The 25121-nt window shown below is 69.0% G+C and carries 23 protein-coding genes; 14 read left to right on the top strand and 9 right to left on the bottom strand.

The features are described 5' to 3' along the window. Positions 1-28 precede the first annotated feature (28 nt). Both ASC98_RS27500 and ASC98_RS27505 read left to right on the top strand, forming a co-directional pair. Positions 29-1390 carry a serine/threonine-protein kinase gene (locus ASC98_RS27500; RefSeq protein WP_056813363.1) on the top strand — a complete coding sequence of 454 codons (1362 nt, stop codon included), beginning with the start codon at positions 29-31 and terminating at the stop codon, positions 1388-1390. Positions 1391-1509: 119 nt separating this feature from the next. Next, entirely contained in the window at positions 1510-1800 is a 291-nt protein-coding gene (locus ASC98_RS27505) for a hypothetical protein (RefSeq protein WP_056813366.1), read from the top strand. Positions 1801-1887: 87 nt separating this feature from the next. Here ASC98_RS27505 and ASC98_RS27510 read toward each other — a convergent pair whose 3' ends face one another. The 4 genes from ASC98_RS27510 to ASC98_RS27525 are packed head-to-tail and all read right to left on the bottom strand — an operon-like array spanning position 1888 to position 5953. Beyond that, a complete protein-coding gene (locus ASC98_RS27510; RefSeq protein ID WP_056813369.1) occupies positions 1888-2790 on the bottom strand; it encodes a LysR family transcriptional regulator in 903 nt (300 codons plus the stop codon). Positions 2791-2817: 27 nt separating this feature from the next. Continuing rightward, the gene (locus ASC98_RS27515; RefSeq protein ID WP_056813372.1) at positions 2818-3789 is read right to left on the bottom strand and encodes a tripartite tricarboxylate transporter substrate binding protein; all 972 of its coding nucleotides are present in this window, start codon (positions 3787-3789) and stop codon (positions 2818-2820) included. Then, positions 3786-5021 carry a CaiB/BaiF CoA-transferase family protein gene (locus tag ASC98_RS27520; RefSeq protein ID WP_235581415.1) on the bottom strand — a complete coding sequence of 412 codons (1236 nt, stop codon included), beginning with the start codon at positions 5019-5021 and terminating at the stop codon, positions 3786-3788. Before ASC98_RS27520 ends, ASC98_RS27515 begins: the two co-directional genes overlap by 4 nt. After that, a complete protein-coding gene (locus ASC98_RS27525) occupies positions 5018-5953 on the bottom strand; it encodes a hydroxymethylglutaryl-CoA lyase (RefSeq protein WP_056813374.1) in 936 nt (311 codons plus the stop codon). Before ASC98_RS27525 ends, ASC98_RS27520 begins: the two co-directional genes overlap by 4 nt. A 95-nt stretch (positions 5954-6048) precedes the next feature. Here ASC98_RS27525 and ASC98_RS27530 point away from each other — a divergent pair, with 95 nt between their 5' ends. The 12 genes from ASC98_RS27530 to ASC98_RS27585 all read left to right on the top strand — a co-directional run bounded on the left by ASC98_RS27530 (position 6049) and on the right by ASC98_RS27585 (position 19834). Beyond that, positions 6049-6789, top strand: coding sequence for an IclR family transcriptional regulator (locus ASC98_RS27530; protein ID WP_056813791.1), 741 nt, complete (start codon positions 6049-6051; stop codon positions 6787-6789). A 100-nt stretch (positions 6790-6889) separates the two neighbouring features. After that, positions 6890-8473 (top strand): malate synthase A, encoded by a 1584-nt coding sequence (gene aceB / locus ASC98_RS27535; protein ID WP_056813376.1) that lies wholly within the window; start codon positions 6890-6892, stop codon positions 8471-8473. 64 nt (positions 8474-8537) lie between these two features. Further along, complete coding sequence (locus ASC98_RS27540; protein WP_056813379.1) at positions 8538-8852, top strand: type II toxin-antitoxin system Phd/YefM family antitoxin; 315 nt, start codon at positions 8538-8540, stop codon at positions 8850-8852. After that, positions 8849-9226 carry a hypothetical protein gene (locus tag ASC98_RS27545; protein WP_056813383.1) on the top strand — a complete coding sequence of 126 codons (378 nt, stop codon included), beginning with the start codon at positions 8849-8851 and terminating at the stop codon, positions 9224-9226. The genes ASC98_RS27540 and ASC98_RS27545 overlap by 4 nt, the downstream gene beginning before the upstream one ends. A gap of 222 nt (positions 9227-9448) precedes the next feature. After that, positions 9449-10447, top strand: a complete 999-nt coding sequence (locus ASC98_RS27550; RefSeq protein ID WP_082541891.1) for a triacylglycerol lipase — start codon at positions 9449-9451, stop codon at positions 10445-10447. Next, positions 10444-11400, top strand: coding sequence for a lipase secretion chaperone (locus ASC98_RS27555; protein WP_056813387.1), 957 nt, complete (start codon positions 10444-10446; stop codon positions 11398-11400). Before ASC98_RS27550 ends, ASC98_RS27555 begins: the two co-directional genes overlap by 4 nt. A gap of 93 nt (positions 11401-11493) precedes the next feature. Then, the gene (locus ASC98_RS27560) at positions 11494-13548 is read left to right on the top strand and encodes a M13 family metallopeptidase (RefSeq protein WP_056813390.1); all 2055 of its coding nucleotides are present in this window, start codon (positions 11494-11496) and stop codon (positions 13546-13548) included. A gap of 38 nt (positions 13549-13586) precedes the next feature. Then, positions 13587-15011: a DHA2 family efflux MFS transporter permease subunit gene (locus ASC98_RS27565; RefSeq protein ID WP_056813395.1), complete on the top strand. Its 1425-nt coding sequence runs from the start codon at positions 13587-13589 to the stop codon at positions 15009-15011. 86 nt (positions 15012-15097) lie between these two features. Then, positions 15098-15568: a (2Fe-2S)-binding protein gene (locus tag ASC98_RS27570; protein WP_056813398.1), complete on the top strand. Its 471-nt coding sequence runs from the start codon at positions 15098-15100 to the stop codon at positions 15566-15568. A 10-nt stretch (positions 15569-15578) separates the two neighbouring features. Further along, positions 15579-17750, top strand: a complete 2172-nt coding sequence (locus ASC98_RS27575) for a xanthine dehydrogenase family protein molybdopterin-binding subunit (protein WP_056813403.1) — start codon at positions 15579-15581, stop codon at positions 17748-17750. Positions 17751-17814: 64 nt separating this feature from the next. Next, positions 17815-19059: an NAD(P)/FAD-dependent oxidoreductase gene (locus ASC98_RS27580; RefSeq protein ID WP_056813407.1), complete on the top strand. Its 1245-nt coding sequence runs from the start codon at positions 17815-17817 to the stop codon at positions 19057-19059. 16 nt (positions 19060-19075) lie between these two features. Beyond that, the gene (locus ASC98_RS27585; protein WP_056813410.1) at positions 19076-19834 is read left to right on the top strand and encodes a class II glutamine amidotransferase; all 759 of its coding nucleotides are present in this window, start codon (positions 19076-19078) and stop codon (positions 19832-19834) included. 183 nt (positions 19835-20017) lie between these two features. Here the strand turns inward: ASC98_RS27585 and ASC98_RS31985 are convergent, their stop codons facing one another. The 5 genes from ASC98_RS31985 to ASC98_RS27605 all read right to left on the bottom strand — a co-directional run bounded on the left by ASC98_RS31985 (position 20018) and on the right by ASC98_RS27605 (position 25078). Next, the gene (locus ASC98_RS31985) at positions 20018-20596 is read right to left on the bottom strand and encodes a hypothetical protein (RefSeq protein ID WP_082541892.1); all 579 of its coding nucleotides are present in this window, start codon (positions 20594-20596) and stop codon (positions 20018-20020) included. A gap of 206 nt (positions 20597-20802) precedes the next feature. Then, positions 20803-21945 carry an ABC transporter ATP-binding protein gene (locus ASC98_RS27590; RefSeq protein ID WP_056813413.1) on the bottom strand — a complete coding sequence of 381 codons (1143 nt, stop codon included), beginning with the start codon at positions 21943-21945 and terminating at the stop codon, positions 20803-20805. Between the two features lie 18 nt (positions 21946-21963). Then, the gene (locus tag ASC98_RS27595; RefSeq protein WP_056813416.1) at positions 21964-22887 is read right to left on the bottom strand and encodes a carbohydrate ABC transporter permease; all 924 of its coding nucleotides are present in this window, start codon (positions 22885-22887) and stop codon (positions 21964-21966) included. Further along, on the bottom strand, positions 22887-23783 hold the full coding sequence (locus ASC98_RS27600) for a carbohydrate ABC transporter permease (protein WP_056813419.1): 897 nt from the start codon (positions 23781-23783) through the stop codon (positions 22887-22889). The genes ASC98_RS27595 and ASC98_RS27600 overlap by 1 nt, the downstream gene beginning before the upstream one ends. An 89-nt stretch (positions 23784-23872) precedes the next feature. Further along, positions 23873-25078 (bottom strand): ABC transporter substrate-binding protein, encoded by a 1206-nt coding sequence (locus tag ASC98_RS27605; RefSeq protein WP_235581425.1) that lies wholly within the window; start codon positions 25076-25078, stop codon positions 23873-23875. Positions 25079-25121: the final 43 nt, after the last annotated feature.

Raw genomic sequence — 25121 nt, forward strand, 5'->3', positions numbered from 1 at the left:
GCATCTCCGTGCCGACAACGCATCACCCATGAGTCTTCCGCTCGCCACCACCGAACCCCACGCCGTGTCGGGCCTGCCGTTGCCGGCCCAGGTCGGCAAGTACCCGGTGCTGCGCCGGCTCGGCGAAGGGGCGACCAGCGAGGTGTTCCTCGCGCGCGACGAATTCCACCAGCGCGACGTCGCGATCAAGCGGGTGCGCCTGGGGGCGGTCAACGACCCGAACGACGGCCGCTTCTTCGAGCGCTTCTTCGCCGCCGAGGCCGCGCTGGTCGGCCGGCTGCAGCACCCGAACGTGGTGCAGATCTTCGACGCGGTGGCCGACTCCAACGAGCCCTACCTGGTGATGGAGTACGTGTCGGGCCACACGCTGCGCCAGTACTGCCGGGCCGACCAGCTGCTGCCGCTGGAGTTGATCGTCGAAATCGGCTTCAAGTGCGCGATGGCGCTCGGCTACGTGTTCCGCCAGGGGCTGGTTCACCGCGACGTGAAGCCGGCCAACATCCTCGCGGTGATCACCAACGGCAGCATCACCGACGTGAAGGTCACCGACTTCGGCAGCGTGCTCAACATGTCGGCCGAGACGACCCAGGTCTACCGCGTTGGCTCGCTCGCCTACATGGCGCCGGAGCAGCTCGACGGCGCCTCGCTGGACAGCCGGGCCGACATGTACTCGCTCGGCGCGGTGCTGTACCACCTGATCGCCGGCCGGCCGCCGTTCGACGCGCCGTCGCAGTCGGCGATGATGAACCAGGTCTACAACGCGATGCCGCTGCCGCCGAGCCAGCTGCGCTCGGGCGTCGGCGAAGGCGTCGACGCGGTCATCCTGCGGGCGCTGGCCAAGCGCCCCGACGACCGCTTTGCCAGCTGGGACGAGTTCGCGCAGGCGCTGTCCGGGCTGATCGTCAACCACCAGGTGCCGCGCGGCCAGCTGCAGGGCGTGCTCGATTCGGAGCGCTTCAACCTGCTGCGCACGCTCGACTTCTTCTCGAACTTCGGCGATGTCGAGCTGTGGGAGGTGGTGCACCGCGCCAAGTGGCAGCGCTACACCTTCGGCCATGCGCTGTACCGGCGCGGCGAGGAAACACGCAACTTCCACATCATTGCGCAGGGCGAGGTCGAGGTCTTCCGCGAAGGCACGAAGGTCGCGCAGCTCGGTGCCGGCACCTCGGTCGGCGAGATGGTCTATCTGGCGCCCAGCGCCGAGTTGCGCCGCCACAGCACCGACGTGATCGTCACCGAATCGGCCACCACGATCACCTTCACGCCGGACACGCTGGCCCAGGTCAGCCCCGGCTGCCGCCACCTGTTCGACGAGGCCTTCATCCGCGTGCTGGTGCGCCGGCTGCATGCCGCTCACGAGGCCCTGGCCCACCCGCGCCGGATCATGTGACGCGACATGTTGTGACATGGAAGGACTCATGTTGACCCAAGCTCACGCTTGATCACATTCGACCGAGGTGCTTCAATCCGGCCGGCGACGCACCGTTCGCCGCACCCCGGAGGAATCCCATGAAGAAACTGAGCACCCTGGTGGCCCTGGGCCTGATCGCGCTGTCGAACGTGGCGTTTGCGGCCGATGCGACCTGCGAGTCGAAGGCGACCGACAAGAAGCTGGCCGGCGCTGCCAAGAACAGCTTCATGAAGAAATGCGAGCGCGAGGCCAAGGCGAGCAGCGCGGGTTCGGCTTGCGAGATGCAGGCCGCCGACAAGAAGCTGAAGGGCGCGGCGAAGAACAGCTTCGTCAAGAAGTGCACCAAGGACGCGTCGGCCCCGGCCGCGGCCGCTTCCGCCGCGAAGTAAGCCCACCCCCGGAGGCGCTTCGCGCCACCCCCTCAAGGGGGCGCCGCCAGGGGCCCGGCAAAGCCGGTTCCCCGGCGGCCGCTTGATCTACCCCCAATAGCTCGGGTCGCCGTAGGTCTGCTTCAGGAAATCGATCCACAGCCGCACGCGCAGCGGCAGGTGCTTGCGCTGCGGGAACACCGCGTAGATGCCGTTCGGCGGCGCGGCGTAGTCGTCCAGCATGCTGACCAGCGTGCCGCTCGCGACCTCGCCCTCGACCTCCCAGGTCGAGCGCCAGGCAATGCCGAGCCCGGCCAGGCACCAGTCGTGCAGCACCTGGCCATCGCTGCAATCGAGCCGACCGTTCAGCCGCAGGTGCTGCACCTGGCCGTCGATCGTGAAGGCCCAGCCACGCGTCTGGCTCGCGTCGCTGCTCAGCGTCAGGCATTCGTGCTGCGCCAGCTCGTGCGGCGTGCGCGGCGTGCCGGCGCGCTTCAGGTAGGCCGGCGTTGCGACGCACAGCCGCCGGTTGTCGGCCAGCCGCACGCTGACCAGGCTGCTGTCGGGCAGCTCGCCGACGCGCACCGCGCAATCGACGCCTTCGTTGACGATGTCGACCAGCCGGTCGCTCAGGTTCAGCGACACGCTGACCTCGGGGTGCAGCGCGAGGAAGCGGGGCACCAGCGGCGCGACGTGCCGGCGGCCGAAACCGGCTGGTGCCGTCAGCCGCAGGTAGCCCGCAGCCTTGACGCCGCCAGCGCTGACGCTCGATTCGGCATTCGCCAGGTCGGCCAGCAGCCGCTGGCAGTCTTCGAGGAAGGCGCTGCCTTCATGCGTCAGCGTGATGCGGCGCGTCGTGCGCACCAGCAGCTTGACGCCGAGGCGCTCTTCCAGCGCATCGATGCGCCGGCCGATGACCGCCGGCGCGACGCCCTCGGCGTGGGCCGCGGCCGTCAGGCTGCCCTTGGCAGCGACCGATACGAACGATTCGATCTGCTTTAACCGGTCCATGATGCGGGATTATGCGCGCCGGAGTCATCAATCAGCCTTGATGCCAGATTCGCGGACCACCTTGCCCCAGCGCGTGTGCTCGGCCTTCAGGAACTGCGCGAACTGTTCCGGCGTGCCGCCCATCGGTGCGCTGCCGTCGGCGAGCAGCGCGGCCAGCGTGTCGGCCCGGCCGAGCGCGCGGTTGACCGCGGCATTGAGCTTGCGCACCACGTCGCGCGGTGTCGCGGCCGGCGCGACCAGGCCCTTCCAGTCGGTCGCCTCGAAGCCGGCCCAGCCCGATTCGGCGACCGTCGGCACCTCGGGCATCACCGGCAGCCGACGCGCCGACGTGACGGCCAGCGCCCGCAGCTTGCCGCCGCGCACCAGCGCGGTGACGGCCTGCGGCGTGCCGAACATGAAATCGGTCTGGCCGCCGATCAGGTCGGTCAGCGCCGGGCCGGCGCCCTTGTACGGCACGTTGGTGAAGCGGATGCCGGCGAGCCGGCCGAACATCTCGCCGGCGAGGTGGCCGACGGTGCCGTTCGAGGCCAGCGCCTGCAACAACGTGCCGGGCTTGGCCTTGGCGGCGGAGACGAGGGCAGCGAGCGAGCCGAGCGGCGACTCGGTGCGCACCACCAGCACGACCGGCAGCGAGGCCACCAGCGCGACCGGCGCGAAATCCTTCAGCGGATCGAACGGCATCTTCGCGAGCAGCGCCGGGTTGACCGCGAGGTTCGCGGTCTGGCCCATGCCGAGGGTGTAGCCGTCGGCCGCGGCCTTCGCGACGGCGTCGAGCCCGATGTTGCCGCCGGCGCCGGCGCGGTTGTCGACGACGAAGTTCCAGCCGGTGTCGGCGCTGATCTTTCCGGAGATCAGGCGCGACACCACGTCGGTGGCGCCGGCCGGTGGAAATGGCACGACCAGGCGGATCGGCTGGGCGGGGAAGGGGGTCTCAGCCAGCGCGGGCCAGGCGGCCAGGGCCGGGAGTCCGGCGAGGAGGGTGCGGCGCAACGGGTTCATCGGGGGTCGTCTCCAGGGTGTTGTTCGGTGCGAGAGGGGGCGATCACGCCGTCGGCACGCAGTGCGAGGATCTGCGCGGCGTCGAGCCCGAGCGACAGCAGCAGCGCTTCGGTGTGCTCGCCGATCGCCGGCGGGTCGCTGCGCAGCGGCGGGCGCTGACCGTCGAGCGTGATCGGCAGCAACGGCGTGCGGGTGGCGCGGCCGTCGGGCAGCGTGACCGGCGCGAGCCCGCCGGTGGCCTGCAGGTGCGGGTCGTCGAACAGGTCGTGGGGCCGCGTGATCGGCGCCCACGGCAGGCCATGGGCCTCGAAGCGCGCACCGATCTCGGCCGCGCGGTGCGCCGCCATGCGCTCGCGCAGCAGCGGCAGCATCCAGTCGCGGGCGGCGACGCGCAGGTTGTTGGTCGCGAGCCGCGGGTCGTCCTTCAGGTCGGCGAAGCCGAACGCGTTGCACAGGCCGGTCCATTGGCCGTCGGAGACCACGGCAAGGAAGATCTGCTCGCCGCCCGCCACCTCGAAGATGTCGTAGACGCCCCAGGCCGGAATGCGGCTGGGCATCGGCGCAGCCGGCCGGCCGGTCACCGCGAACTGCATCATGTGCTGCGCGACGAGGAACACGTTGTTCTCGAACAGCGCGCTGCGCACCTCCTGGCCGCGGCCGGTGGTCGCGCGCTGGGCCAGCGCGGCCAGCGCACCGATCGCGCCGAACATGCCGCCCATGATGTCGTTGACGCTGCTGCCGGCACGCAGCGGTTGCCCGACCGGCCCGGTCATGTAGGCCAGGCCGCCCATCATCTGCACCACCTCGTCGAGCGCGGTGCGGTGCTCGTACGGGCCCGGCAGGAAGCCCTTGTGCGACACGTAGACCAGGCGCGGGTTCAGCGCCGCGAGGCTGGCGTAGCCGAGGCCTAGCGCGGCCAGGCCGCCGGGCTTGAAGTTCTCGCAGAACACGTCGGCCGTCGCGACCAGCTTCAGCACCAGCTCGAGCCCGCGCGGCTGCCGCACGTCGATCGCGAGGCTCTTCTTGTTGCGGTTGAACATCGGGAAGAAGCCGGCGCCCGAGCCCTGCAGCCGCCGGGTGGCGTCGCCGGCCAGCGGCTCCACCTTGATGACCTCGGCACCGAGGTCGGCCAGCACCATGCCGCAGCTCGGCCCCATCACCATGTGGGTGAACTCGACGACGCGGACGCCGGCCAACGGCAGGCTGGTGTTGCCCTCCATCGGCGCGCTCATGCGGGCACGAAGCCGAGCGGCAGCCCGGCCTGCGGCGTGTGGCCGTACAGCGGCTCGCCGGCGAGCGACTGCTGCAGCACCTCGCGCGCCCGGAACAGTCCGGGCAGGTCGACGCCGGTGCGCACGCCCATCGCCTCGAACATGAAGACCAGGTCTTCGGTGACGACGTTGCCCGACGCGCCGGGCGCGTACGGGCAGCCGCCCAGCCCGGCGAGCGAGCTGTCGAAGACGCGCACGCCAGCCTCGAAGGCGGCCAGGCAGTTGGCGAGGCCGAGGCCGCGCGTGTTGTGCAGGTGCGCCGCCCCGGCATGCGCGCCGATCTCGGCGCGCAGCCGCGTGAACAGCCGCTTCACCTGGGCCGGGTTGGCCATGCCGGTGGTGTCCGACAGGCCCGATTCGTCGGCGCCCGCGGCGATGGCCTGTGCGGCCAGCCGGATCACCGCGTCTTCGGACACCGGGCCCTCGATCGTGCAGCCGAACGCGGTGGAGATGCCGGCCTCGATGCGCACGCCGGGCGCCGTCCCGTCACGCAGCTCGGCGATCGAGCGCAGCGCCTCGATCATCTCCAGCGGCGTCTTGCGCACGTTCGCCAGCGAATGCGAGCTGCTCGCCGACACCGGCAGCGTCAGCTTGTGCACGCCGGCGGCGAGCGCGGCTTCGGCGCCGCGCAGGTTCGGCACCAGCGCCATCACGGTGAGCCCGGGCAGCGTCAGCGCATGCGCGACGACCTCGGCGACGTCGGCCATCTGCGGCAGCAGCCGGGCCGGCACGAACGAGCCGACCTCGATCTCGCGCAGGCCGGCGGCATGCAGCGCGTCGATCCAGCGCAGCTTGTCGGCCGTGGGCATCACGCGCGCGATGCTCTGCAGGCCGTCGCGGGGACCGACCTCGCTGATCAGCACGTCGGGTTGCGGCAGCGGACTTGCGCTCATGGCATTGATTTCATAAGATAGAACGATATTCTTTCTAACGGATTCGAGTATCAACGTCGTCCGGACGCAAGTCAATGGCGACGCCGAAACAACCCATGCCCCGCAAAGCCGCCCACGCCTCGCTCGCCGATGAACATGCCGCGCCCGGCGGCGCCGCCGCGGTCGACCGCGCGCTCAGCCTGCTGATGGCGTTCGACAGCGCGCAGCCGATGCTGTCGCTGGCCGATCTCGCAGCGCACACGCGCCTGCACAAGAGCACCGCGCTGCGGCTGCTGGCCTCGCTCGAACACGCCGGCCTGGTGCAGCGGCTCGCCGACGGACGCTATGCCGCCGGTGCCGCGGCAATCCGGCTGCACGCGGCGCACGCGGCGGCGTTCTCGCTCGAAGCCATCGTGATGCCGGTGCTGCGGCAGCTTGCCGCGCTCACGCGCGAGAGCGCGGCCTTCCATGTGCGGCAGAACGACGCCCGGCTGTGCCTGTACCGCGTCGATTCGCCGCAGCCGATCCGCGACCACATCCGGGCTGGCGACCTGCTGCCGCTGAAGCACGGGGTCGGTGGGCGCGTCATCAGCGCCTATGTGCGGCGGGCGTCCGGCGCGCTGCCGAATGACGCGACCAGCCTGCGCATCCGCCGCGATGGCGTGATCGGCCTGACCGACGACCGCAGCGAAGGCGTGGCCGGCATGTCGTCGCCGGTGTTCGATGCCGCGGGCGAGCTGGCCGGCGCGCTGACGCTGACGATGCCGACCCAGCGCTACACCGAGGCCCATGCCGCGCCGGTCCGCGCGGCGGCCATCGCCTTGACGACGCAGCTCGGCGGGCGATTTCCGACCTGATTCAATGCACAGGAGTCACGAATCAACGGATTTTGAGACTCTTAATCTTCATGCAAGTCTCCAATAGAGTGCGGGGATTCGCTTTTTCGAGGAGATTCCCATGAGCAGCCTTCCCCTGCCGCACGGCATGCAGATCCACGCGCCCATCCTGCCGGGCTTCGAGACGGTGCTGACGCTGCCGGCGCTGGAGCTGGTCGCCAAGCTGCACCGGGCCTTCGAGCCGCGCCGGCAGCAGCTGCTGGCCGCGCGCGTCGAGCGCACCCGGCGGCTGGACGCCGGCGAGCGTCCGGACTTCCTGCCCGAGACGGCGCACATCCGCGCCGGCGACTGGCAGGTCGCGCCGATCCCGAAGGCGCTGCACTGCCGGCGGGTCGAGATCACCGGCCCGGTCGACGCCAAGATGGTGATCAACGCGTTCAACTCCGGTGCCGACAGCTACATGACCGACTTCGAGGACAGCAACTCGCCGTCGTGGGCCAACCAGATCCAGGGGCAGATCAACCTGTCGCAGGCGATCCGCCGCACGCTGACGCTCGAATCCAAGGGCAAGACCTACCAGCTGAACGACCAGATCGCGACGCTGCAGGTGCGCCCGCGCGGCTGGCACCTTGACGAGAAGCACGTGACGGTCGACGGCCAGCGGGTGCATGGCGGCATCTTCGACTTCGCGCTGTTCATGTTCCACAACGCGCGCGAACAACTGGCGCGCGGCGCCGGCCCGTATTTCTACCTGCCGAAGATGGAGAGCCACCTCGAGGCGCGGCTGTGGAACGACGTGTTCGTGATGACGCAGGCCGAACTCGGCCTGCCGCAGGGCACGATCAAGGCGACGGTGCTGATCGAGACCATCCTCGCGGCCTTCGAGATGGACGAGATCCTGTACGAGCTGCGCGAGCACAGCGCCGGGCTGAATGCCGGCCGCTGGGACTACATCTTCAGCTGCATCAAGAAGTTCAAGGTCGACCGCAGCTTCTGCCTAGCCGACCGCGCAAAGGTCACGATGACGGCGCCGTTCATGCGCGCGTATGCACTGCTGCTGCTGCAGACCTGCCACAAGCGCGGTGCGCCGGCGATGGGTGGCATGAGCGCGCTGATCCCGATCAAGAACGATCCGGAGAAGAACGCGGTCGCGATGGCCGGGATCATTGCCGACAAGAAGCGCGATGCGGTCGACGGCTACGACGGCGGCTGGGTGGCGCACCCGGGCTTGGTCGAGCCGGCGATGAAGGAGTTCATGGCGGTGCTGGGCGACCGGCCGAACCAGTTCGACAAGCAGCGGCCCGACGTGAAGGTCAGCGCCGCCGACCTGCTCGACTTCCAGCCCGAGGCGCCGATCACCGAGCACGGGCTGCGGATGAACATCAACGTCGGCATCCACTACCTGGGTGCCTGGCTGGCCGGCAACGGCTGCGTGCCGATCCACAACCTGATGGAGGATGCGGCCACCGCCGAGATCAGCCGCTCACAGGTGTGGCAGTGGATCCGCTCGCCGAAGGGCACGCTCGACGACGGCCGCAAGGTCACCGCCGAGCTGGTGCGCGCGCTGGTGCCGGAAGAACTCGCGAAGATCAAGGCCGGCGGCTTCGAGGGCAAGTTCGACCGGGCGGCGGAGATCTTCACGCAGATGAGCACGCAGGAGGAGTTCGCGGAGTTCCTGACGCTGCCGCTGTACGAAGAGATCTGAGGCCATTGCCGCGACGGCCCTTGTTGAGCAGAATGACGCAGCGTTATTCTGCTCGGAATCAGCCATGGCCATCGACATCACCAAGGGCATCGTGCCGATCACGCAAGCGCGTGCCCGCTTGACCGAACTCGCCGACGACGTGTCGAAGTCCGGACAGGAAAAGATCTTCACGAAGAACGGCGAGAGCTATGTGGCGCTGATCACCGCGGAGCAATTGGCCGAATATCACGGCTTCAAGGAGGCCGAGCATCTCTCGCGGCTGAAGGCGTTGGTCGAGTCGGCCGAGGACATCGAAGCGGGCCGGGTCTACACCCAGGAGGAATTCAATCCGAGGCTCGCGAAACTGCGGGCTCGGGCTGAGCGCATCGCGAAGAAATGAGCGCGGCGACGCCGCAGGTGATCTACACGCGGCGCTTCGAGCGCGCGCTCGAAGCGCTCATCGATCACTACGACGCGATTCACCACCTCCATCCCGACGCTGGATCCCGCGCACTGGACCTGCTGACCGTCGTCCAGCACAAGTTGCCGGCACTGCTGGCGGCTCAACCCCGTATCGGGCGCCGGGTGGCACTCAATGTCAGCCAAAGCCAGGCAGAGATCGCGTGGTTGTCACGGCTGGCGCCGCTGACCGCGGGCCGGCGCTTGGAAGCGCGGGAATGGTTGGTCGAGGGTTTCTGGATCCTTTACCACCGCACGCCGACGGTCCTCTACGTGGCCTCTGCGCGCAACGAAAGGGAGGCGAGTTACCGTTGACGCGGGCGCCGTGAGTTGGAGAGCATCCCGCGACGCCTCCGGGAAAGTCCCTCCCCCCTCTCCGTGCCAACCCTCTTCTAAAACACGAACGTTCGTTCGAGACTCCGCGTCGGCCGCATGTTTTGCAGGCAGTTCGCAGGATGTTCGGTCCCGCGTGCGCACACGACTGGCATCGATGCCGGCGGGCGCACGGCATACCAAGAACCTTCAGGAGACATCTCGATGAACGTGCTGACCTGCCGCGCGCCGCGGTTGCCCTTCCCATGGCGCTCCCGCTTCCGCTCCCCGTTGCTGCCGCGCACGCTCGGTGCCCTCGCGCTGGCGGCCGGCCTCGCATTCGGTGCCGCGCCCGAGGCGCGCGCCGCCGACACCTACACGAAGACGCAGTACCCGATCGTGATGGTGCACGGCCTGCTCGGCTTCGACGCGATCGGCCCGGTCGACTACTTCTACGGCATTCCGTCGGCGCTGCGCGCGGGCGGCGCAACGGTGTTCACACCCAGCGTGTCGGCCGCCAATTCCAGCGAGGCGCGCGGCGAACAGCTGTTGCGCGAACTGAGGGCGATGAAGGCGGCCCATGGCTACCAGAAGTTCAACCTGATCGGCCACAGCCACGGCGGCCCGACCATCCGCTACGTGGCCGCCGTCGCGCCCGAGCTGATCGCGTCGATCACGACGGTCGGCGCGCCGCACACCGGCAGCAAGACGGCCGACGCGATCCAGGGCGTGACCTCGTGGACCGGCACCACCGGCGCCGTCGCGGCGATCGCGAACGCGCTGGCGGCGACGATCTCGTTCCTGTCCGGCTCGCCGAGCCTGCCGCAGGACTCGCTCGGCGCGCTGCAATCGCTGAACACCGCCGGCGCCGCCGACTTCAACCGCCGCTTCCCGCAGGCCGCGCCGAGCACGCCTTGCGGCCAGGGCGCGGCGGTCGTCAACGGCGTGCGCTACTGGTCGGTCGGCGGCACCAGCGTGCTGACCAACGTGTTCGACGTCAGCGACGGCCTGCTCGCCGCCACCAGCGTGTTCTTCGGCTTCGAGCAGAACGACGGTCTCGTCAGCCAGTGTTCGAGCCACTGGGGCGTCGTGCTGAAGGACAACTACGCCTGGAACCATCTCGACGAGGTGAACCAGGCCTTCGGCATCCGCGGCCTGTTCGCGCAGGACCCGGTCGCGTTCTACCGCAGCCAGGCGAACCGCTTGAAGGCGGCAGGGCTGTGAGCGACCGGCCGGCCTCGCTGTTCGCGGTTTCGATCGCGGCGGTCTGCCTGGCGATCGGCGTGATCGCGTGGCGGCTCGCACCTTCGGCGGCACATGCCGCGCGGCCGGCCGAGCCGCGCTTCACCGAATGGCGCGACAACCCGTTCGCCGCCGGCGTGCCCACCGAGGCCGCCGCCTACAACGAGGCCGCGAGCCGGGAGGCGGAAGCCGCGGCCGCGCGCGTCGCCCGGCTGTGGGTCGAAGGCTCGCTGCGCGGCACCGACCTCGACGGCGACTGGGGCACCTGGGCCGGCGACCGGCTGCAGCCCGGCCTGTCGCTGCGCCGCCGCTTCGACTACCTGCTGACCGGCACCGGCGAGGTCGAACCGGCCGAGCTGCGCCACTGGATCGAACAGCAGCTGACGCTCGAACGCGGCATCGACGCCGCGCGCCAGGTGCTCGACATCTGGGACCGCTACCTGTCGCTGCAGCAGCGCCGCTTCGAGACCGCGTGGAAGCCCGAAGACCCGGCCAGCTGGGCCGGCGTGATGGCCGAACGCTCGAAGGTGCGCCGAGACGTGCTGGGCGCGCCGTGGGCCCAGGCCTTCTATGCCGACGAGGAGCGCGACTTCGCGGCGCTGGCCGCCCGGCGCAGCGCTCCGTCCACCGACGCTGCGGCGGTACCGCCGTCGCTGCTGACCCCGGACGCAGCCCGTCAGACGCCCGAGCTGCAGGCCGCCCGCAGCGCGCAGTTCGGCGCCGAAGCTGCCGAGCGGCTGCGGGTGGAGGATGCCGCCTGGGCGCGTTGGGAGCAGCAGCTCGCCGATGCGCGCGCCGCGCTGCAGGCGATCGCGCAGCGCGCGGAGCTGTCCGAACCGCAGCGCGCGCAGGCCCGGATTGACGAGTTGGCGCGGCGTTTCAGTGGTCCGGAACTGCAACGCGCCCACGCCATCCTGCGCTCCGTCGCACCGTGAGCCCGAGCAAGCTGGAGCGCCTGTAGAGTACGGCAGCGCCGATCAGGCGCCCCCCTCGACCACCGCGGTCCACCCGGCCGCCAGGAGCTTCACTTGCATCTTCTGCCTCACCGTTTCCGACTGGCTGCCTCCTGCGCAGCCCTCGCGGCCGTCGCCGCCACGCTGTTCGCCGGCGCCGTTCATGCGCAGACCGCGGCCCCCCGTTCGGGCATCGACCGCAGCGGCATGGACAACGCCGTGCGCCCGCAGGACGACCTGTTCCGGCACATGAACGGCACCTGGCTGCGCGACACGCCGATGCCGGCCGACAAGGCCTACATCGGCGCCTTCGAGCAGATCCAGGAAGGCACGCTCGCGAAGCTGCGCGGCCTGATCGAAGACGCCGCGAAGAACGGCGGCGACGCCGATGCAAAGAAGATCGGCGACCTGTACGCCAGCTTCATGGACGAAGCCGCGCTCGAGACGCTGGGCGCGAAGCCGCTGGCCGGCGAACTGGCCGCGATCGACGCGGTGCGCACCCGCAAGCAGTTCAGTGTGCTGATGGCGCGCCATGGCCGGCTCGGCATCCCGTCGGCGGTGAACGGCGAGATCGACCAGGACGCGAAGGATTCCACCCGCTATGTCACCTACCTGAGCCAGGGCGGCCTCGGCCTGCCCGACCGGGACTACTACCTGAAGGAAGACGACGCCCGCTTCAAGGAAGCGCGCGCGAAGTACGTCGAGCTCGTCGCGAAACTGCTCGGCCTGGCCGGCGAATCGAACACCGAGGCCAGCGCCCGCGCGGTGCTCGCGCTCGAGACCGAGATGGCCCGTGTGCAATGGACGCGCGTCGAGAACCGGGACGCGGTCAAGAGCTACAACCCGGTGTTGCAGAAAGACCTGCCGAAGCTCGCGCCGGCCGTCGACTGGAAGGCCTGGCTCGTCGATGCCGGCGTCGCCGGCAAGACCGCCGACGTGATCGTGCGCCAGCCGAGCTACTTCAAGGGCATGAGCGCGCTGCTGCAGTCGCAGCCGCTGTCGACATGGAAGGCCTATGCGAAGACACGACTGCTGATCTCGTTCGCGCCGTACCTGAGCAAGGACTTCGTCGACGCCCAGTTCGCCTTCAACGGCACGGTGCTGATGGGCACCACCGAGAACCGCCCGCGTTGGAAGCGCGGCGTCGCGATCGTCGAGCGCTCGATCGGCGAGAGCCTCGGCAAGGTCTACGTCGCGAAGTACTTCCCGCCCGAGTCGAAGGACAAGATGGAGAAGCTGGTCGGCAACCTGCTGGCCGCCTACAAGCAGAGCATCGACACGCTCGACTGGATGGGCGACGACACCAAGAAGCAGGCGCAGGCCAAGCTCGCGACCTTCGCGCCGAAGATCGGCTACCCGAAGAAGTGGAAGGACTACAGCCGGCTGCAGATCCGCCGCGACGACCTCGTCGGCAACGTGATGCGCGCCCGCCTGCTGGCCGACGCACGCGACGTGGCCAAGCTCGGCAAGCCGGTCGATCGCGACGAATGGTTCATGACGCCGCAGACCGTCAACGCCTACTACAACCCGGCGATGAACGAGATCGTGTTCCCGGCGTCGATCCTGCAGCCGCCGTTCTTCGACGCGACCGCCGACGACGCGGCCAACTACGGCGGCATCGGCGCGGTGATCGGGCACGAGATCAGCCATGGCTTCGACGACGAGGGCAGCCGCTTCGACGGGCTGGGCAACCTGCGCGAATGGTGGACCGCCGAGGACCGCAAGCGCTTCGAGGCCAAGACCAGCATCCTGGTCGAGCAGTACGGCGCATTCGAGCCGGTGCCGGGCTACAAGGTCAACGGCGAGCTGACGCTGGGCGAGAACATCGCCGACAACTCGGGCCTGGAGATCGCGTACAAGGCCTACCACCTGTCGCTGAACGGCCAGCCGCCGCTCGCGATCGACGGGCTGAGCGGCGACGAGCGCTTCTTCCTCGGCTTCGCGCAGGTGTGGCGCGGCAAGGCGCGCGAGCAGGCGATGGTCCAGCAGCTGAAGTCCGACCCGCATTCGCCGGAAGAGATCCGCGCCAACGGCACGGTGCGCAACCACCCGGGCTACTACTCGACCTTCGGCGTGAAGGCGGGCGACAAGATGTACCTGCCGCCGGAGAAGCGCGTCTCGATCTGGTGACCCCGATGGGGCGACGCAGGCGGTGCGAAACTGGCCGGATGAGCATCCCGCCCGAATCGCCCGCCTCCCTCGTCCAGCTGCGGGAGCGCTTCGGAGAACGCTACCGCTGGAGGGTGCTGCTGACGGTGATGATCGGCACGATGGCGTCGATCATGGCCTCGACCATCATCAACGTCGCGGTGCCGGACATCAGCCAGCGCTTCGGGCTCGGCCAGGAGCGCGCGCAATGGCTGTCGGCCGGGTTCATGGCGGCAATGACGGTCTCGATGCTGGTCACGCCCTGGGTGCTGGACCGCTTCGGCTACCGCGGCAGCTACTTCGGCGCGGTGCTGCTGCTGATGCTGGGCGGCATCGGCGGCGGGCTCGGGACGAGCTTCGAATGGGTGCTCGCGATGCGGGTGCTCGAAGGCCTGTCGGCCGGCGTGCTGCAGCCGATCCCCGCGATCATCGTGCTGCATGCCTTCCAGCGCCACGAGCAGGGCAAGGCGATGGGCATCTTCGGCTTCGGCGTGGTGCTGGCGCCGGCCATCGGGCCGAGCATCGGCGGCGTGCTGGTCGAGGCCTTCGGCTGGCGCTCGATCTTCTTCGTCGTGGTGCCGTTCTGCCTGGCCGCGCTCGCGATGGCCGCCCGCTACCTGCCGCACAGCTCGCCGGGCGGCACGCACGTCAACCAGCATGGCCGCAAGCTCGACGTTGGCGGGCTCGCATTGCTGACGGTGGCGGTGCTCGCGCTGCTGAACGGCCTTGTGCACCTGCACGACGCGGCGCACCTGGCGGCGGTCGTGCTGCTGGCGTTGGCGATCGGCACCGGCCTCGTGTTCATCGTGCGGCAGCGCCGCAGCGCCAACCCGATCATGCGGCTCGCGCTGTTCGGCTTCCGCTCGTTCTCGATGGGGGGCTGGGTCGCGTTCATCTACGGCATGGCGCTGTTCGGCTCGACCTACCTGGTGCCGGTGTTCATGCAGCTCGCGCTGAAGCTGCCGCCGTCGCAGGCCGGCGCGGTGCTGCTGCCGGCCGGCATCGTGCTGGCGATCACGATCCCGCTGGCCGGGCGGCTGGCCGACAAGCTGCCGGTCAGCCGCGTCGTCGCAGCCGGCGTGCTGCTGCTGGCGGCGTCGTTCTGGCTGATGCTGACGGTCGGCTTCGCGACCGCGCTGTGGGTGATCACGCTGTGGGCGGTGGTCGGTCGCATCGGGCTCGGGCTGGTGCTGCCGTCGCTGAACCTCGGCGCCATGCGCGGGCTGCCGACCGAGCTGATCTCGCATGGGTCGAGCACGATCAACTTCCTGCGCCAGCTCGGCGGTGCGGTCGGCATCAGCATCGTCGGGATCGTGCTGCAGTGGCGGTTGGGGGTGCATGCGGATGCGCCGCTGCGGGCGTTCCACGAGACCTTCGGGCTGCTCGGGGCGATCAGCGCGCTGGCGGTGATCGCCGCGTGGCGGATGGCGCCTGCCAAGGCGTAACCCGTCTACGGGTTTCCCGCGGGCAGACACCGCCCTGCTGCGGCGGGATCCTGGGTGCTCTTGCACCAGCACCCCAGGAGACGCCCGTGAGCACACGTTTCAAGATCAACGGCAAGGCGGTCGACGTGAAGGCCGAACCCGACACCCCGCTGCTGTGGGTGATTCGCGACGAGATCGGCCTGACCGGCACCAAGTACGGCTGCGGCATGGCGCTGTGCGGCGCCTGCACCGTGCACCTCGACGGCAAGCCGGTGCGCTCGTGCCAGACGCCGGTGTCGGCGGTGAGCGGCAAGTCGGTCGCGACGGTCGAGAGCCTGTCTCGCAACAACAGCCACCCGCTGCAGGTCGCGTGGATCAAGCACGACGTGCCGCAGTGCGGCTACTGCCAGTCCGGCCAGCTGATGAGCGCGGCCGCGCTGCTGAAGGAGAACAGGAACCCGAGCGATGCCGAGATCGACGCCGCGATGAGCGGCAACATCTGCCGCTGCGGCACCTACCCGCGCATCCGCGCCGCGATCAAGAGCGCGGCCGCCGACATGCAGCACCACAAGGCCTGAGGAGAACGCCATGACCAAGACCACCCGTCTCGCGACGGACCTCACGCGGCGCGGCTTCCTGCAGACCTCGGCGCTCACCAGCGGCGGCCTGATGCTGGGCGTCGCGCTGCCCGGTGCCGTCTCCGATGCCAACGCGGCCGGCATGCTGTACACGCCGAATGCCTGGGTGCACATCGCCGACGACAACACCATCACGCTGCTGTCGGCGCGCTCCGAAATGGGCCAGGGCGTCTACACCTCGATGCCGATGCTGATCGCCGAGGAGCTGGACGTCGACATCCGCGCGATCAAGGTCTCGATCGCGCCGCCGAACCAGAAGCTCTACGGCAACGCGCTGCTCGGCGGCCCGCAACTGACCGGCGGCTCGAGCTCGGTGCGCGACGGCTGGGAGAAGCTGCGCATCGCCGGCGCCCAGGTGCGCATGATGCTGATCAGCGCGGCTGCTCAAAAATGGAACATCCCCGAGTCGCAACTGCGCGCCGAGAACGGCCGCATCGTCGGCCCGAAAGGCCGCAAGGCGACCTACGGCCAGCTGGCGGCGGCGGCCTCGAAGCTGCCGGTGCCCGACAAGGTGGTGCTGAAGGACCCGAAGGATTTCAAGATCGTCGGCAAGCCGACGCGCCGGCTCGACACGCCGGCCAAGGTGAACGGCACCGCCGAGTTCGGCATCGACGTGAAGCTGCCCGGCATGGTCTACGCGTCGCTCGAGCAGTGCCCGGTGATCGGCGGCACGGTGAAGAGCTTCGACGCGGCCAAGGCGAAGACGATGCCCGGCGTGATCGACGTGGTGCAGATCCCCGACGGCGTCGCGATCGTCGCCGACACGTGGTGGCATGCCCGGAAAGCGCGCGAGGGCCTCACCGTCGTCTGGGACGAAGGCCCCGGCGCGGCGCTGACGCACGCAGCGATGACCGAGGGCACGCGCGCCGCGCTGAAGACCGGCAAGGTGCTGCCGCTGAAGGCGGTGGGCGATGCCGATGCCGAGATCGCGAAGGTGGAGCAGGCGTCCGGCAAGGTGATCCGCGCCGAGTACATGATGCCGCTGCTGTCGCATTCGCCGCTGGAGCCGATGAACTTCACGGCGCACGTGCATGACAACCGGGTCGACCTGATCGGCCCGACGCAATGGCAGGACGCTGCGGCCGCCACGGTGGCCAAGGTGGTCGGCGTGCCGCCAGAGAACGTGAGCCTGCGAACCACCTTCCTGGGCGGGGGCTTCGGCCGGCGCATCGACATCGACTTCATCATCCAGGCCGCGCAGATCTCGAAGGCGGTCAACAAGCCGGTGAAGCTGCTGTGGACGCGCGAAGACGACATGACGCACGACTTCTACCGGCCGCAGTCGGTGCACCAGCTGGCCGCGGCGATCGGCCCGGACGGCAAGCCGACCGCGATGACCTTCCGGATGAGCTCGCAGTCGGTCAGCGGCCGGGTGTTCGGCCTGCCGGCCGACGTGCAGGACCCGCTGATGACCGAGGCGGCGGTCGCCGGCTACGCGGTGCCGGCCTCGCGGCACGACATGGTCAAGCACGATGCCGGGCTGCGCGTCGGCTACTGGCGCTCGGTCAGCCACGCGCTGAACGCGTTCGCGAACGAGACCTTCATCGACGAGCTCGCGGTGGCGGCGGGGCAGGATCCGCTCGCCTACCGGATGTCGCTGCTGGCCAGCCAGCCGCGCTTCGCCAACGTGCTGAAGATCGCGGCCGACAAGGGCGGCTGGGGCCGCGCCGCGCCGGCCGGGCACTTCCGCGGCATTGCGCTGATGGAGGGCTACGACACCTACATGGCCCAGGTCGCCGAGATCTCGGTCGACAAGGGCGGCGAGGTGCAGGTGCACAAGGTGACGGTGGCGGCCGACCTCGGGCGCATGGTCAACCCCGACACGGTGGAGGCGCAGATCCAGTCGAGCATCGTGTTCGGGCTGACGGCCGCGCTGTTCGGCGAGATCACGCTCGAGAAGGGCCGGGTGCAGCAGACCAACTTCCACCAGTACCGGCTGCTGCGGCTGAACGAATCGCCGGCGATCGACATCACGCTGGTGCCGAGCACCGAGAAGCCGGGCGGCATCGGCGAGCCCGCCACGGCCTTGATCGGGCCGGCGGTCGGCAACGCGCTGTTCGCGGCGACCGGCAAGCGGCTGCGCAGGATGCCGTTCACGCCAGAGAACATCCAGAGCGCCTGACGGCGTCGGCGGCCAACGAGGCACGGGTATCCTTGCGGGCTTCCCCGAGCCCGCAAGCCGACCGATGCCGCCGACCCAGAACACCCCGCTGACCGACCTGCCCGAACGCTGCGAGGTCCTCGTGGTCGGTGCCGGCCCCGCCGGCAGCGCCGCTGCGCTGTGGCTGGCGCGGGCCGGCGTGGACGTGGTGCAGGTCGACCAGCACCGCTTTCCGCGCGACAAGGTGTGTGGCGACGGGCTGATCCCCGATGCGCATGCGGCGCTCGCGCGGCTCGGCGTGCTCGACGAGGTGATGGCGCAGGCGCAGGCGGCGCAGCACGTCGGCTGCATCGGCCCGCGCGGCGGGCGCGTCGACGTGCCCGGCACGCTGGCGGTGCTGCCGCGCCGCGAGCTGGACCAGATCCTGTGCCGCGCCGCCGTGCGTGCCGGCGCGAAGATGTTCGCCCCGGCCCATTTCGAGGGCTTGCTGCACGATGCAGCCGGACGCGTGAGCGGCGCGACGCTGAGCCATGGCGAGGTGAAGCGCGAGATCCACGCGCGCTGGGTGCTGCTGGCCACCGGTGCGGTGCCGCAGGCGCTGATCGCCGCCGGCGTGTGCGAGCGCCAGACCCCCAGCGGCATCGCGATGCGCACCTACATCCGCAACCCGGCGATGGCCGAGCGCCTGCGCGCGCTCGACGTCGTGTGGGACCGCCGGCTTCGCCCCGGCTACGGCTGGATCTTTCCGTGCCGCGACGGCGTCTTCAATGTCGGCGTCGGCGTCGCGAACAGCCACCGCAGCGGGGCCGATGGCCGCCACAACAAGCTCGACGTGAACCTGCGGCAGATGTTCGCGAGCTTCTGCGAGTTCTACGAGCCGGCCCGCGAGCTGCTGGCCGGTGGCGAGCTGCAGGGCCCGCTGAAGGGCGCCCCGCTGCGCTGCACGCTGAAGGGCGCGGTGTTTTCGCGCCCCGGCCTGCTGGTGACCGGCGAGGCGGCCGGCAGCACCTACTCGTTCACCGGCGAAGGCATCGGCAAGGCGATGGAGACCGGCCTGCTGGCGGCCGAGGCGGTGCTGGCCGGCCGGCGCACCGACGACGATGCCGTGCGCACCCGCTACGAGGCGGCCCTGTGCGCGCTGCAGCCGCGCTTCGCGCTCTACGAGCGGGCGAACGGCATCAACGCCCACCCGTGGCTGGCCGACCTGGTGATCTGGCGCGCGCAGCGCAGCGCGCGGCTGCGCGAGCGCATGAGCGGCGTGCTGAACGAAACCAGCAATCCGGGTACGCTGCTGAGCCTGAAGGGCGTCAAGCGCCTGTTCCTGGAATAGCCACCGGAAGAGCGAGATGTGCCAGCTGCTGGGCATGAATGCCAACACGCCGACCGACCTGATGTTCAGCTTCACGGGGTTCTCGACCCGTGCCGAGGAGCACAAGGACGGCTTTGGCATCGCGTTCTTCGAAGGCGCCGGCACGCGGCTGTTCGTCGATGCGCAGAGCGCGCGGCTGTCGCCGGTGGCCGAGATGGTGCGGCACTACCCGATCCGCAGCCACAACGTCATCGCGCACATCCGCAAGGCCACGCAGGGGGTGGTGGCGCTGGAGAACACGCACCCGTTCGTGCGCGAGCTGTGGGGCCGGTACTGGGTGTTCGCGCACAACGGCGACCTGAAGGACTACCAGCCGCGGCTGCATGCGGCGTTCCGCCCGGTCGGCAGCACCGACAGCGAGCGCGCGTTCTGCTGGTTGATGCAGGAGTTGGCGAAGGCGCATGCCGACCTGCCGCCGGTGGGTGAGCTGACCGCCACGCTGGCCGAACTGGTGCCGCGCGTCGCGGCGCATGGCAGCTTCAACTTCATGCTGAGCAACGGCCAGGCGCTGTGGGCGCATTGCTCGACGAAGCTGAGCTGGCTGGTGCGCGAGCACCCGTTCCGCAAGGCGCGGCTGCAGGACGAGGACATGAGCGTCGACTTCGCCGAACTGACGACGACGGCCGACCGCGTCGCGGTGGTTGTCACCGAGCCGCTGACGGCGGACGAGGCGTGGCGGGCGTTCGCGCCGGGGGAGTTGAAGGTGTTCGTGAACGGCGGGGTGGTGGAGCGCTGAGCGAGCAGGTTGGCCTCGATCAGTCAGGCGGACTCGCAGGCCGATTGCTGGTAGTTCCAACGGCCGCCGCTGTCCAGGCATGAATCGATCTGGAGCGAGCGCCGCAGCCAATGCCCCCCTGCAATCAACGCAACTGCCAGCACGACACTCCAGACGACAGGCTTTCGTTTCACGAGAGTCTTCCTAGTAGGCAAGCGGCAGGCCGACAGGCCGATACTGGCTGCACGCCATTTCACAAGAAGTCCGGGTGCCCGATCCCCAAGCTCTGCCATAGGCGTTGGCGGCTTGATCGGCTTGCGACGCTTGCGGGGGATCACGCTTCAGATTCTGGTCAAACCACTCTCGACCGTCGGAGATCATGCACGCCATGGCTTCGCCGGTCGAGCCCCGTCTGGCGGCCTGACAGTTGGCTTTGCAATGGAAGTACTTGTCGGCATTGATGGTGTTGGCCGCACGCATGTCGCCATAGTTTCGTGCGAAGTCTCTGCCCGAACCAAGAACCTCGCGAACCGGATCTGGCCGGCGTGGAACCCGCAGCGTGCCGAGGTGGGATGGCGGTTGCCAGCCACTGTTTGCCAAGCCCATCGGATCGATTCCTTGCAGCGGGTTGCCGTCTACATAGGTGTAGGTCGACATGCTTCCGCCAGCCAGGCCGATGGGGTCGGATTGGGCGTAGCCGCCTGTCGCATGGCCGGTTGCCACGCACCCGGAGACGACGAACAAGAGCGCAACCACGTTGCGCGCGGTGAAGAGATCTGCCATGAGGGCTCCTGGGGAGGATTGAGATGGCCCCAACAGCCCGGGCGCGTCGCGCGATGCTAGTAAAGCGTCGCCCGCGCCGGCTCCTTACTTTCTACAGAATTGCGCGCTACTCAGTCGCGGCTGTCCACCATATTTCTGGGTTCCGCCATATTTACTGCACAGTAAATATCGAAGAACTGCGAAATATGGTCCGCGCCGGTAAGCCCTCAGAGCCGCTCCTGCGACCCCGGATCGAACAGCGACACCTTCTCCGCCGCGATCCGGAACGGCGCCTGCTCGCCGACCACCGGCTCCGCGTGCCCGCTCAGCATCGCGCTGATCTGCTGGCCCTGCACGTCCATCCAGACGATGGTCTGCGCGCCCATCGGTTCCACCAGCGCGACCGTGCCGCTGCCGTCGCCCGCGGCCGCGCCGTCCAGGTGCAGCGCGATGTCTTCCGGGCGGATGCCCAGCAGCACCGGCTGCCCGTCGCGCGGGGCCTGCGCGAACGCATACCGCGTCACGTCGACCGACAGCCCGGCGCGCTTGAACGTCACCGCGCCGCCGCCCACCTGCAGCGTGCCGTCGGCGAAGTTCATGCTCGGCGAGCCGAGGAAGCCGGCGACGAACACGTTGGCCGGCCGGTTGTAGATCTCGCCCGGTGCACCGATCTGCTGGATGCGGCCCTTGTTCATCACCGCGATGCGCGTCGCGAGCGTCATCGCCTCGACCTGGTCGTGCGTCACGTAGACCATCGTCGTGCCGATGTTCTTGTGCAGTTGCTTCAACTCGCGGCGCAGCTCGGCGCGCAGCTTCGCGTCGAGGTTCGACAGCGGCTCGTCGAACAGGAACACGCCGACGTCGCGCACCAGCGCGCGGCCGATCGCGACCCGCTGGCGCTGCCCGCCCGACAGCTGCGAGGGCTTGCGCTTCAGCAACTCCTGCAGGTGCAGGATCTCGGCGGCGCGCGCCACGCGCTTCTCGATCTCGGCCTTCGGCGTGCCGTTCACGCGCAGCCCGAACGACATGTTGCGCTCGACGCTCATCGTCGGGTACAGCGCGTACGACTGGAACACCATGCCGATCGAGCGGTCCTTCGGGTCGGCCCAGGTCACGTCGCGCCCGCCGATCTCGATGCTGCCTTCATGCACGTCCAGCAGCCCGGCGATCGAATGCAGCAGCGTCGACTTGCCGCAGCCCGACGGGCCGAGCAGCACCAGGAACTCGCCGGCCTGAACATGCAGGTCCAGCGCGGCAATGATCGGCACGCCGCCGAGGCGGATCTCGAGCTGGCGGATGTCGACATTGGCCGATGCCACGTGCGACACCGGGGTCGCGGTGGATGACGGCAGGTCGACGGATGAATTCACGGGAATGGCAGACACGGATCAACCCTTCACGGCACCAGCCGCAATGCCGCGCACGAACCAGCGGCCTGAAATGAGATAGATGGCCAGCGGAACCAGCGAGGTGAGCACGGTGGCCGCCATGTTCACGTTGTAGAGGCGCTCGCCGGTGGTCGTGTTGATCACGTTGTTCAGCTGCACCGTCATCGGCAGGTTGTCGCGGCCGGCGAACACCAGCCCGAGGATGAAGTCGTTCCAGATCGCCGTCACCTGCATGATCACCGCGACGATGATGATCGGCGTGGCCATCGGCAGCATCAGCTGGAAGAAGATCCGGAAGAAGCCGCCGCCGTCGATGCGCGCCGCCTTGAACAGCTCGCCCGGCACCGAGGCGTAGTAGTTGCGGAACAGCAGCGTCATCACCGGCATGCCGAAGATGGTGTGGATCAGCACGATGCCGGGCAGGCTGCTGAAGATGCCGGCCGCCGCGAACGCGCGCACCAGCGGAAACATCACCACCTGGTAGGGCACGAAGGCGCCGATCATCAGCACGCCGAACAGCAGGTTCGCGCCGCGCGCGCGCCAGAACGACAGCGCATAGCCGTTCAGCGCGCCGAAGAAGATCGAGATCACCGTGCTCGGCAGCACGATCTTCACCGAGTTCCAGAAGCCGACCTGGATGCCGCTGCAGTCGAGGCCGGTGCAGGCCTGCGACCAGGCGGCGATCCAGGGCTGGAGCGTCCAGTCGCCGGGCAGCGCGAACAGGTTGCCCAGCCGGATCTCGGCCATCGGCTTGACCGAGGTGATCAGCATCACGTACAGCGGCAGCAGGAAGAACGCGGCACCGGTCAGCAGGAAGGCGTAGACGCCGATGCGCGCCGGCGTGACGCGCGGCGGGCGCTTCGAGCGCACAGGCGACGCGCCGGCAGGCACGGCCGCGGGCAGGGCGGAAGAAGGCGTGGACATCAGGCTTCCCGTGCGTTGCGGTTGGCGCGGCTGCGTGCATACAGCCACGGCGTGATCACGGCCAGCACCGTCAGCAGCATCACCGTGCTCGCGGCCGACGCGAGGCCGATGTTGGCGCGGCCGAACAGGTAGTCCATGATGAACTTCGCCGGCACCTCGCTGGCGATGCCGGGGCCGCCTTGCGTCATCGCGATGACCGCGTCGTAGACCTTCACGACGCCGACCGACAGCAGCACCAGCGCGGTCGCGAACGACGGCCCGAGCTGCGGCAGCACGATGCTCGCGTACACGCGCCAGCGCGGAATGCCGTCGATGCGCGCGGCCTTCCACATCTCTTCGTCGACGCCGCGCAGCCCGGCCAGCATCAACGCCATCACGAGGCCCGAGGCCTGCCACACCGCGGCGATCACCACCGTGTAGATCACCTTGTCCTGGCTGACGATCCAGTCGAAGCTGAAGCTCTCGAAGCCCCAGCCGCGCACCGTGGTCTGCAGGCCGAGCTCGGGGTTCAGGATCCATTGCCACACCAGCCCGGTCGCGACGAAGCTCATCGCATACGGGTAGAGGAAGACGGTGCGCAGCACGCTCTCGCCGGCCACCTTCTGGTCGATGAAGACCGCGAGCAGGAAGCCGATCACCAGGCAGGCCAGGATGAACAGCACGCCGAAGATCAGCACGTTGTGCACCGAGACCATCCAGCGCTCGCTGGTGAACAGCCGCTCGTACTGCGCGAGGCCGACGAAGCTGTCGCTCGGGAAGGTGCGCGAGTTGCTCAGCGAGATGCGCACCGACCACAGCACCGTGCCGATGTAGGCGAACAGCACCGTGGCGGCCATCGGCAGCAATGCCGCGTAGACCGACCAGTGTTGCCGCAGTCGGCTGCGCCCGACATCCATCGTGAATCCTCGAAACCTTGCCAAGTCGGCAAGGGTAGACAAAAAAACGGTGGGCCGCAGCCCACCGTGGTTCGGCTGACCTGGGGGGATCAGGTCTTCAGCGCGACGGCGAGCGCCTTGGCAGCGTCGTCGACCGACTGGTTGGTGTTCCACAGCTTGGTCAGCACGTCCTGCACGGCGCCGATGGTGTCGGGCGTCGCGAGCATTTCCGAATCCGGCAGCTGGCGCGAGGCGTCCTTCATGATGGCCACGCCGGCTTGCGCGCAGATGTCCATCTTCGAGGTGTCGACGTCGGTGCGGATCGGGATCGAGCCCTTCTTGTTGTTGAAGGCGACCTGCGCGGCCGGCGAGGTCATCGTCGTCGCGAGCAGCTTCTGCGCCTTGATCGCATCGGCGTTGGTCGTCTTCGGGAACACGAACACGTCACCCGCGACGATGTACGGCGACTTCGGACCGAAGCCCGGGAAGCAGCCGAATTCCTTGCCGGCCGTCTGGTTGGCGGCCTGGAACTCGCCCTTGGCCCAGTCGCCCATGATCTGCACGCCGGCCTTGCCGGAGATCACCATCGCGGTCGCGTCGTTCCAGTTGCGGCCCGGCGAGCCGGCATCGACATAGTTGTGCAGGCGCTTGAAGGTGGCGAGCACCTTCTTGAACGGCTCGCTGGTGACCAGCGCGCTGTCCTTGTCGCGGTAGAACTTCAGGAACATCTCCGGGCCGCCGACGTGCGCCAGCACCGCGTTGAAGGTGATGCGCTCCTGCCACGACTGGCCGCCCAGCGCCAGCGGCACCAGGCCGGCGGCCTTCAGCTTGTCGAGGTCGGCGAAGAATTCGTCGATGGTCTTCGGCTCGTCCTTGATGCCGGCCTTCGCGAACGCGGCCTTCGAGTACCAGAACCAGGCGGGCATGTGCACGTTGACTGGCACCGCGTAGTAGTGGCCCTTCACCTTGACGGTGTTCAGCACCGGCTGGGGCAGGATCTTGTCCCAGCCTTCTTTCGCAGCCACCTCGTCCATGTCGGCGAGCTTGCCTTCGGCGACGATGTCGTGGAACTGCTTCGAGGTGTTGAACTGCGCGGCGGTCGGCGGGTTGCCGCCGACGATGCGGTTGATGGCCGCGGCGCGCGCGTTGTCGGCACCGGCCACGGCGCTGTCGACCCAGGTGCCGCCGGCTGCCTTGTAGGCGTTCGCGAACTCCTTGATGGCGGCCGACTCGCCGCCCGAGGTCCACCAGTGGATCACCTCGGCCTTGTTGGCCTGCGCATGGGCCGCGCCCAGTGCGCCGAAGCCCACGACCATTCCGGCGAGAACTGCCTTCAATTGAAACGCCATGTCTGTCTCC

The sequence above is a fragment of the Rhizobacter sp. Root1238 genome, from assembly GCF_001425825.1.
Classification (GTDB): domain Bacteria; phylum Pseudomonadota; class Gammaproteobacteria; order Burkholderiales; family Burkholderiaceae_C; genus Rhizobacter.

Excerpts from the sequence above, each read along its gene's own strand:
- aceB (WP_056813376.1), top strand. The coding sequence starts at position 6,890 with ATGAGCAGCCTTCCCCTGCCGCACGGCATGCAGATCCACGCGCCCATC.
- ASC98_RS27500 (WP_056813363.1), top strand. The coding sequence starts at position 29 with ATGAGTCTTCCGCTCGCCACCACCGAACCCCACGCCGTGTCGGGCCTG.
- ASC98_RS27565 (WP_056813395.1), top strand. The coding sequence starts at position 13,587 with ATGAGCATCCCGCCCGAATCGCCCGCCTCCCTCGTCCAGCTGCGGGAG.
- ASC98_RS27520 (WP_235581415.1), bottom strand. The coding sequence starts at position 5,021 with ATGAGCGCGCCGATGGAGGGCAACACCAGCCTGCCGTTGGCCGGCGTC.
- ASC98_RS27545 (WP_056813383.1), top strand. The coding sequence starts at position 8,849 with ATGAGCGCGGCGACGCCGCAGGTGATCTACACGCGGCGCTTCGAGCGC.
- ASC98_RS27505 (WP_056813366.1), top strand. The coding sequence starts at position 1,510 with ATGAAGAAACTGAGCACCCTGGTGGCCCTGGGCCTGATCGCGCTGTCG.
- ASC98_RS27540 (WP_056813379.1), top strand. The coding sequence starts at position 8,538 with ATGGCCATCGACATCACCAAGGGCATCGTGCCGATCACGCAAGCGCGT.
- ASC98_RS31985 (WP_082541892.1), bottom strand. The coding sequence starts at position 20,596 with ATGGCAGATCTCTTCACCGCGCGCAACGTGGTTGCGCTCTTGTTCGTC.
- ASC98_RS27605 (WP_235581425.1), bottom strand. The coding sequence starts at position 25,078 with ATGGTCGTGGGCTTCGGCGCACTGGGCGCGGCCCATGCGCAGGCCAAC.
- ASC98_RS27530 (WP_056813791.1), top strand. The coding sequence starts at position 6,049 with ATGCCCCGCAAAGCCGCCCACGCCTCGCTCGCCGATGAACATGCCGCG.
- ASC98_RS27575 (WP_056813403.1), top strand. The coding sequence starts at position 15,579 with ATGACCAAGACCACCCGTCTCGCGACGGACCTCACGCGGCGCGGCTTC.
- ASC98_RS27510 (WP_056813369.1), bottom strand. The coding sequence starts at position 2,790 with ATGGACCGGTTAAAGCAGATCGAATCGTTCGTATCGGTCGCTGCCAAG.
- ASC98_RS27580 (WP_056813407.1), top strand. The coding sequence starts at position 17,815 with ATGCCGCCGACCCAGAACACCCCGCTGACCGACCTGCCCGAACGCTGC.
- ASC98_RS27515 (WP_056813372.1), bottom strand. The coding sequence starts at position 3,789 with ATGAACCCGTTGCGCCGCACCCTCCTCGCCGGACTCCCGGCCCTGGCC.
- ASC98_RS27525 (WP_056813374.1), bottom strand. The coding sequence starts at position 5,953 with ATGAGCGCAAGTCCGCTGCCGCAACCCGACGTGCTGATCAGCGAGGTC.
- ASC98_RS27595 (WP_056813416.1), bottom strand. The coding sequence starts at position 22,887 with ATGTCCACGCCTTCTTCCGCCCTGCCCGCGGCCGTGCCTGCCGGCGCG.
- ASC98_RS27600 (WP_056813419.1), bottom strand. The coding sequence starts at position 23,783 with ATGGATGTCGGGCGCAGCCGACTGCGGCAACACTGGTCGGTCTACGCG.
- ASC98_RS27550 (WP_082541891.1), top strand. The coding sequence starts at position 9,449 with ATGAACGTGCTGACCTGCCGCGCGCCGCGGTTGCCCTTCCCATGGCGC.
- ASC98_RS27585 (WP_056813410.1), top strand. The coding sequence starts at position 19,076 with ATGTGCCAGCTGCTGGGCATGAATGCCAACACGCCGACCGACCTGATG.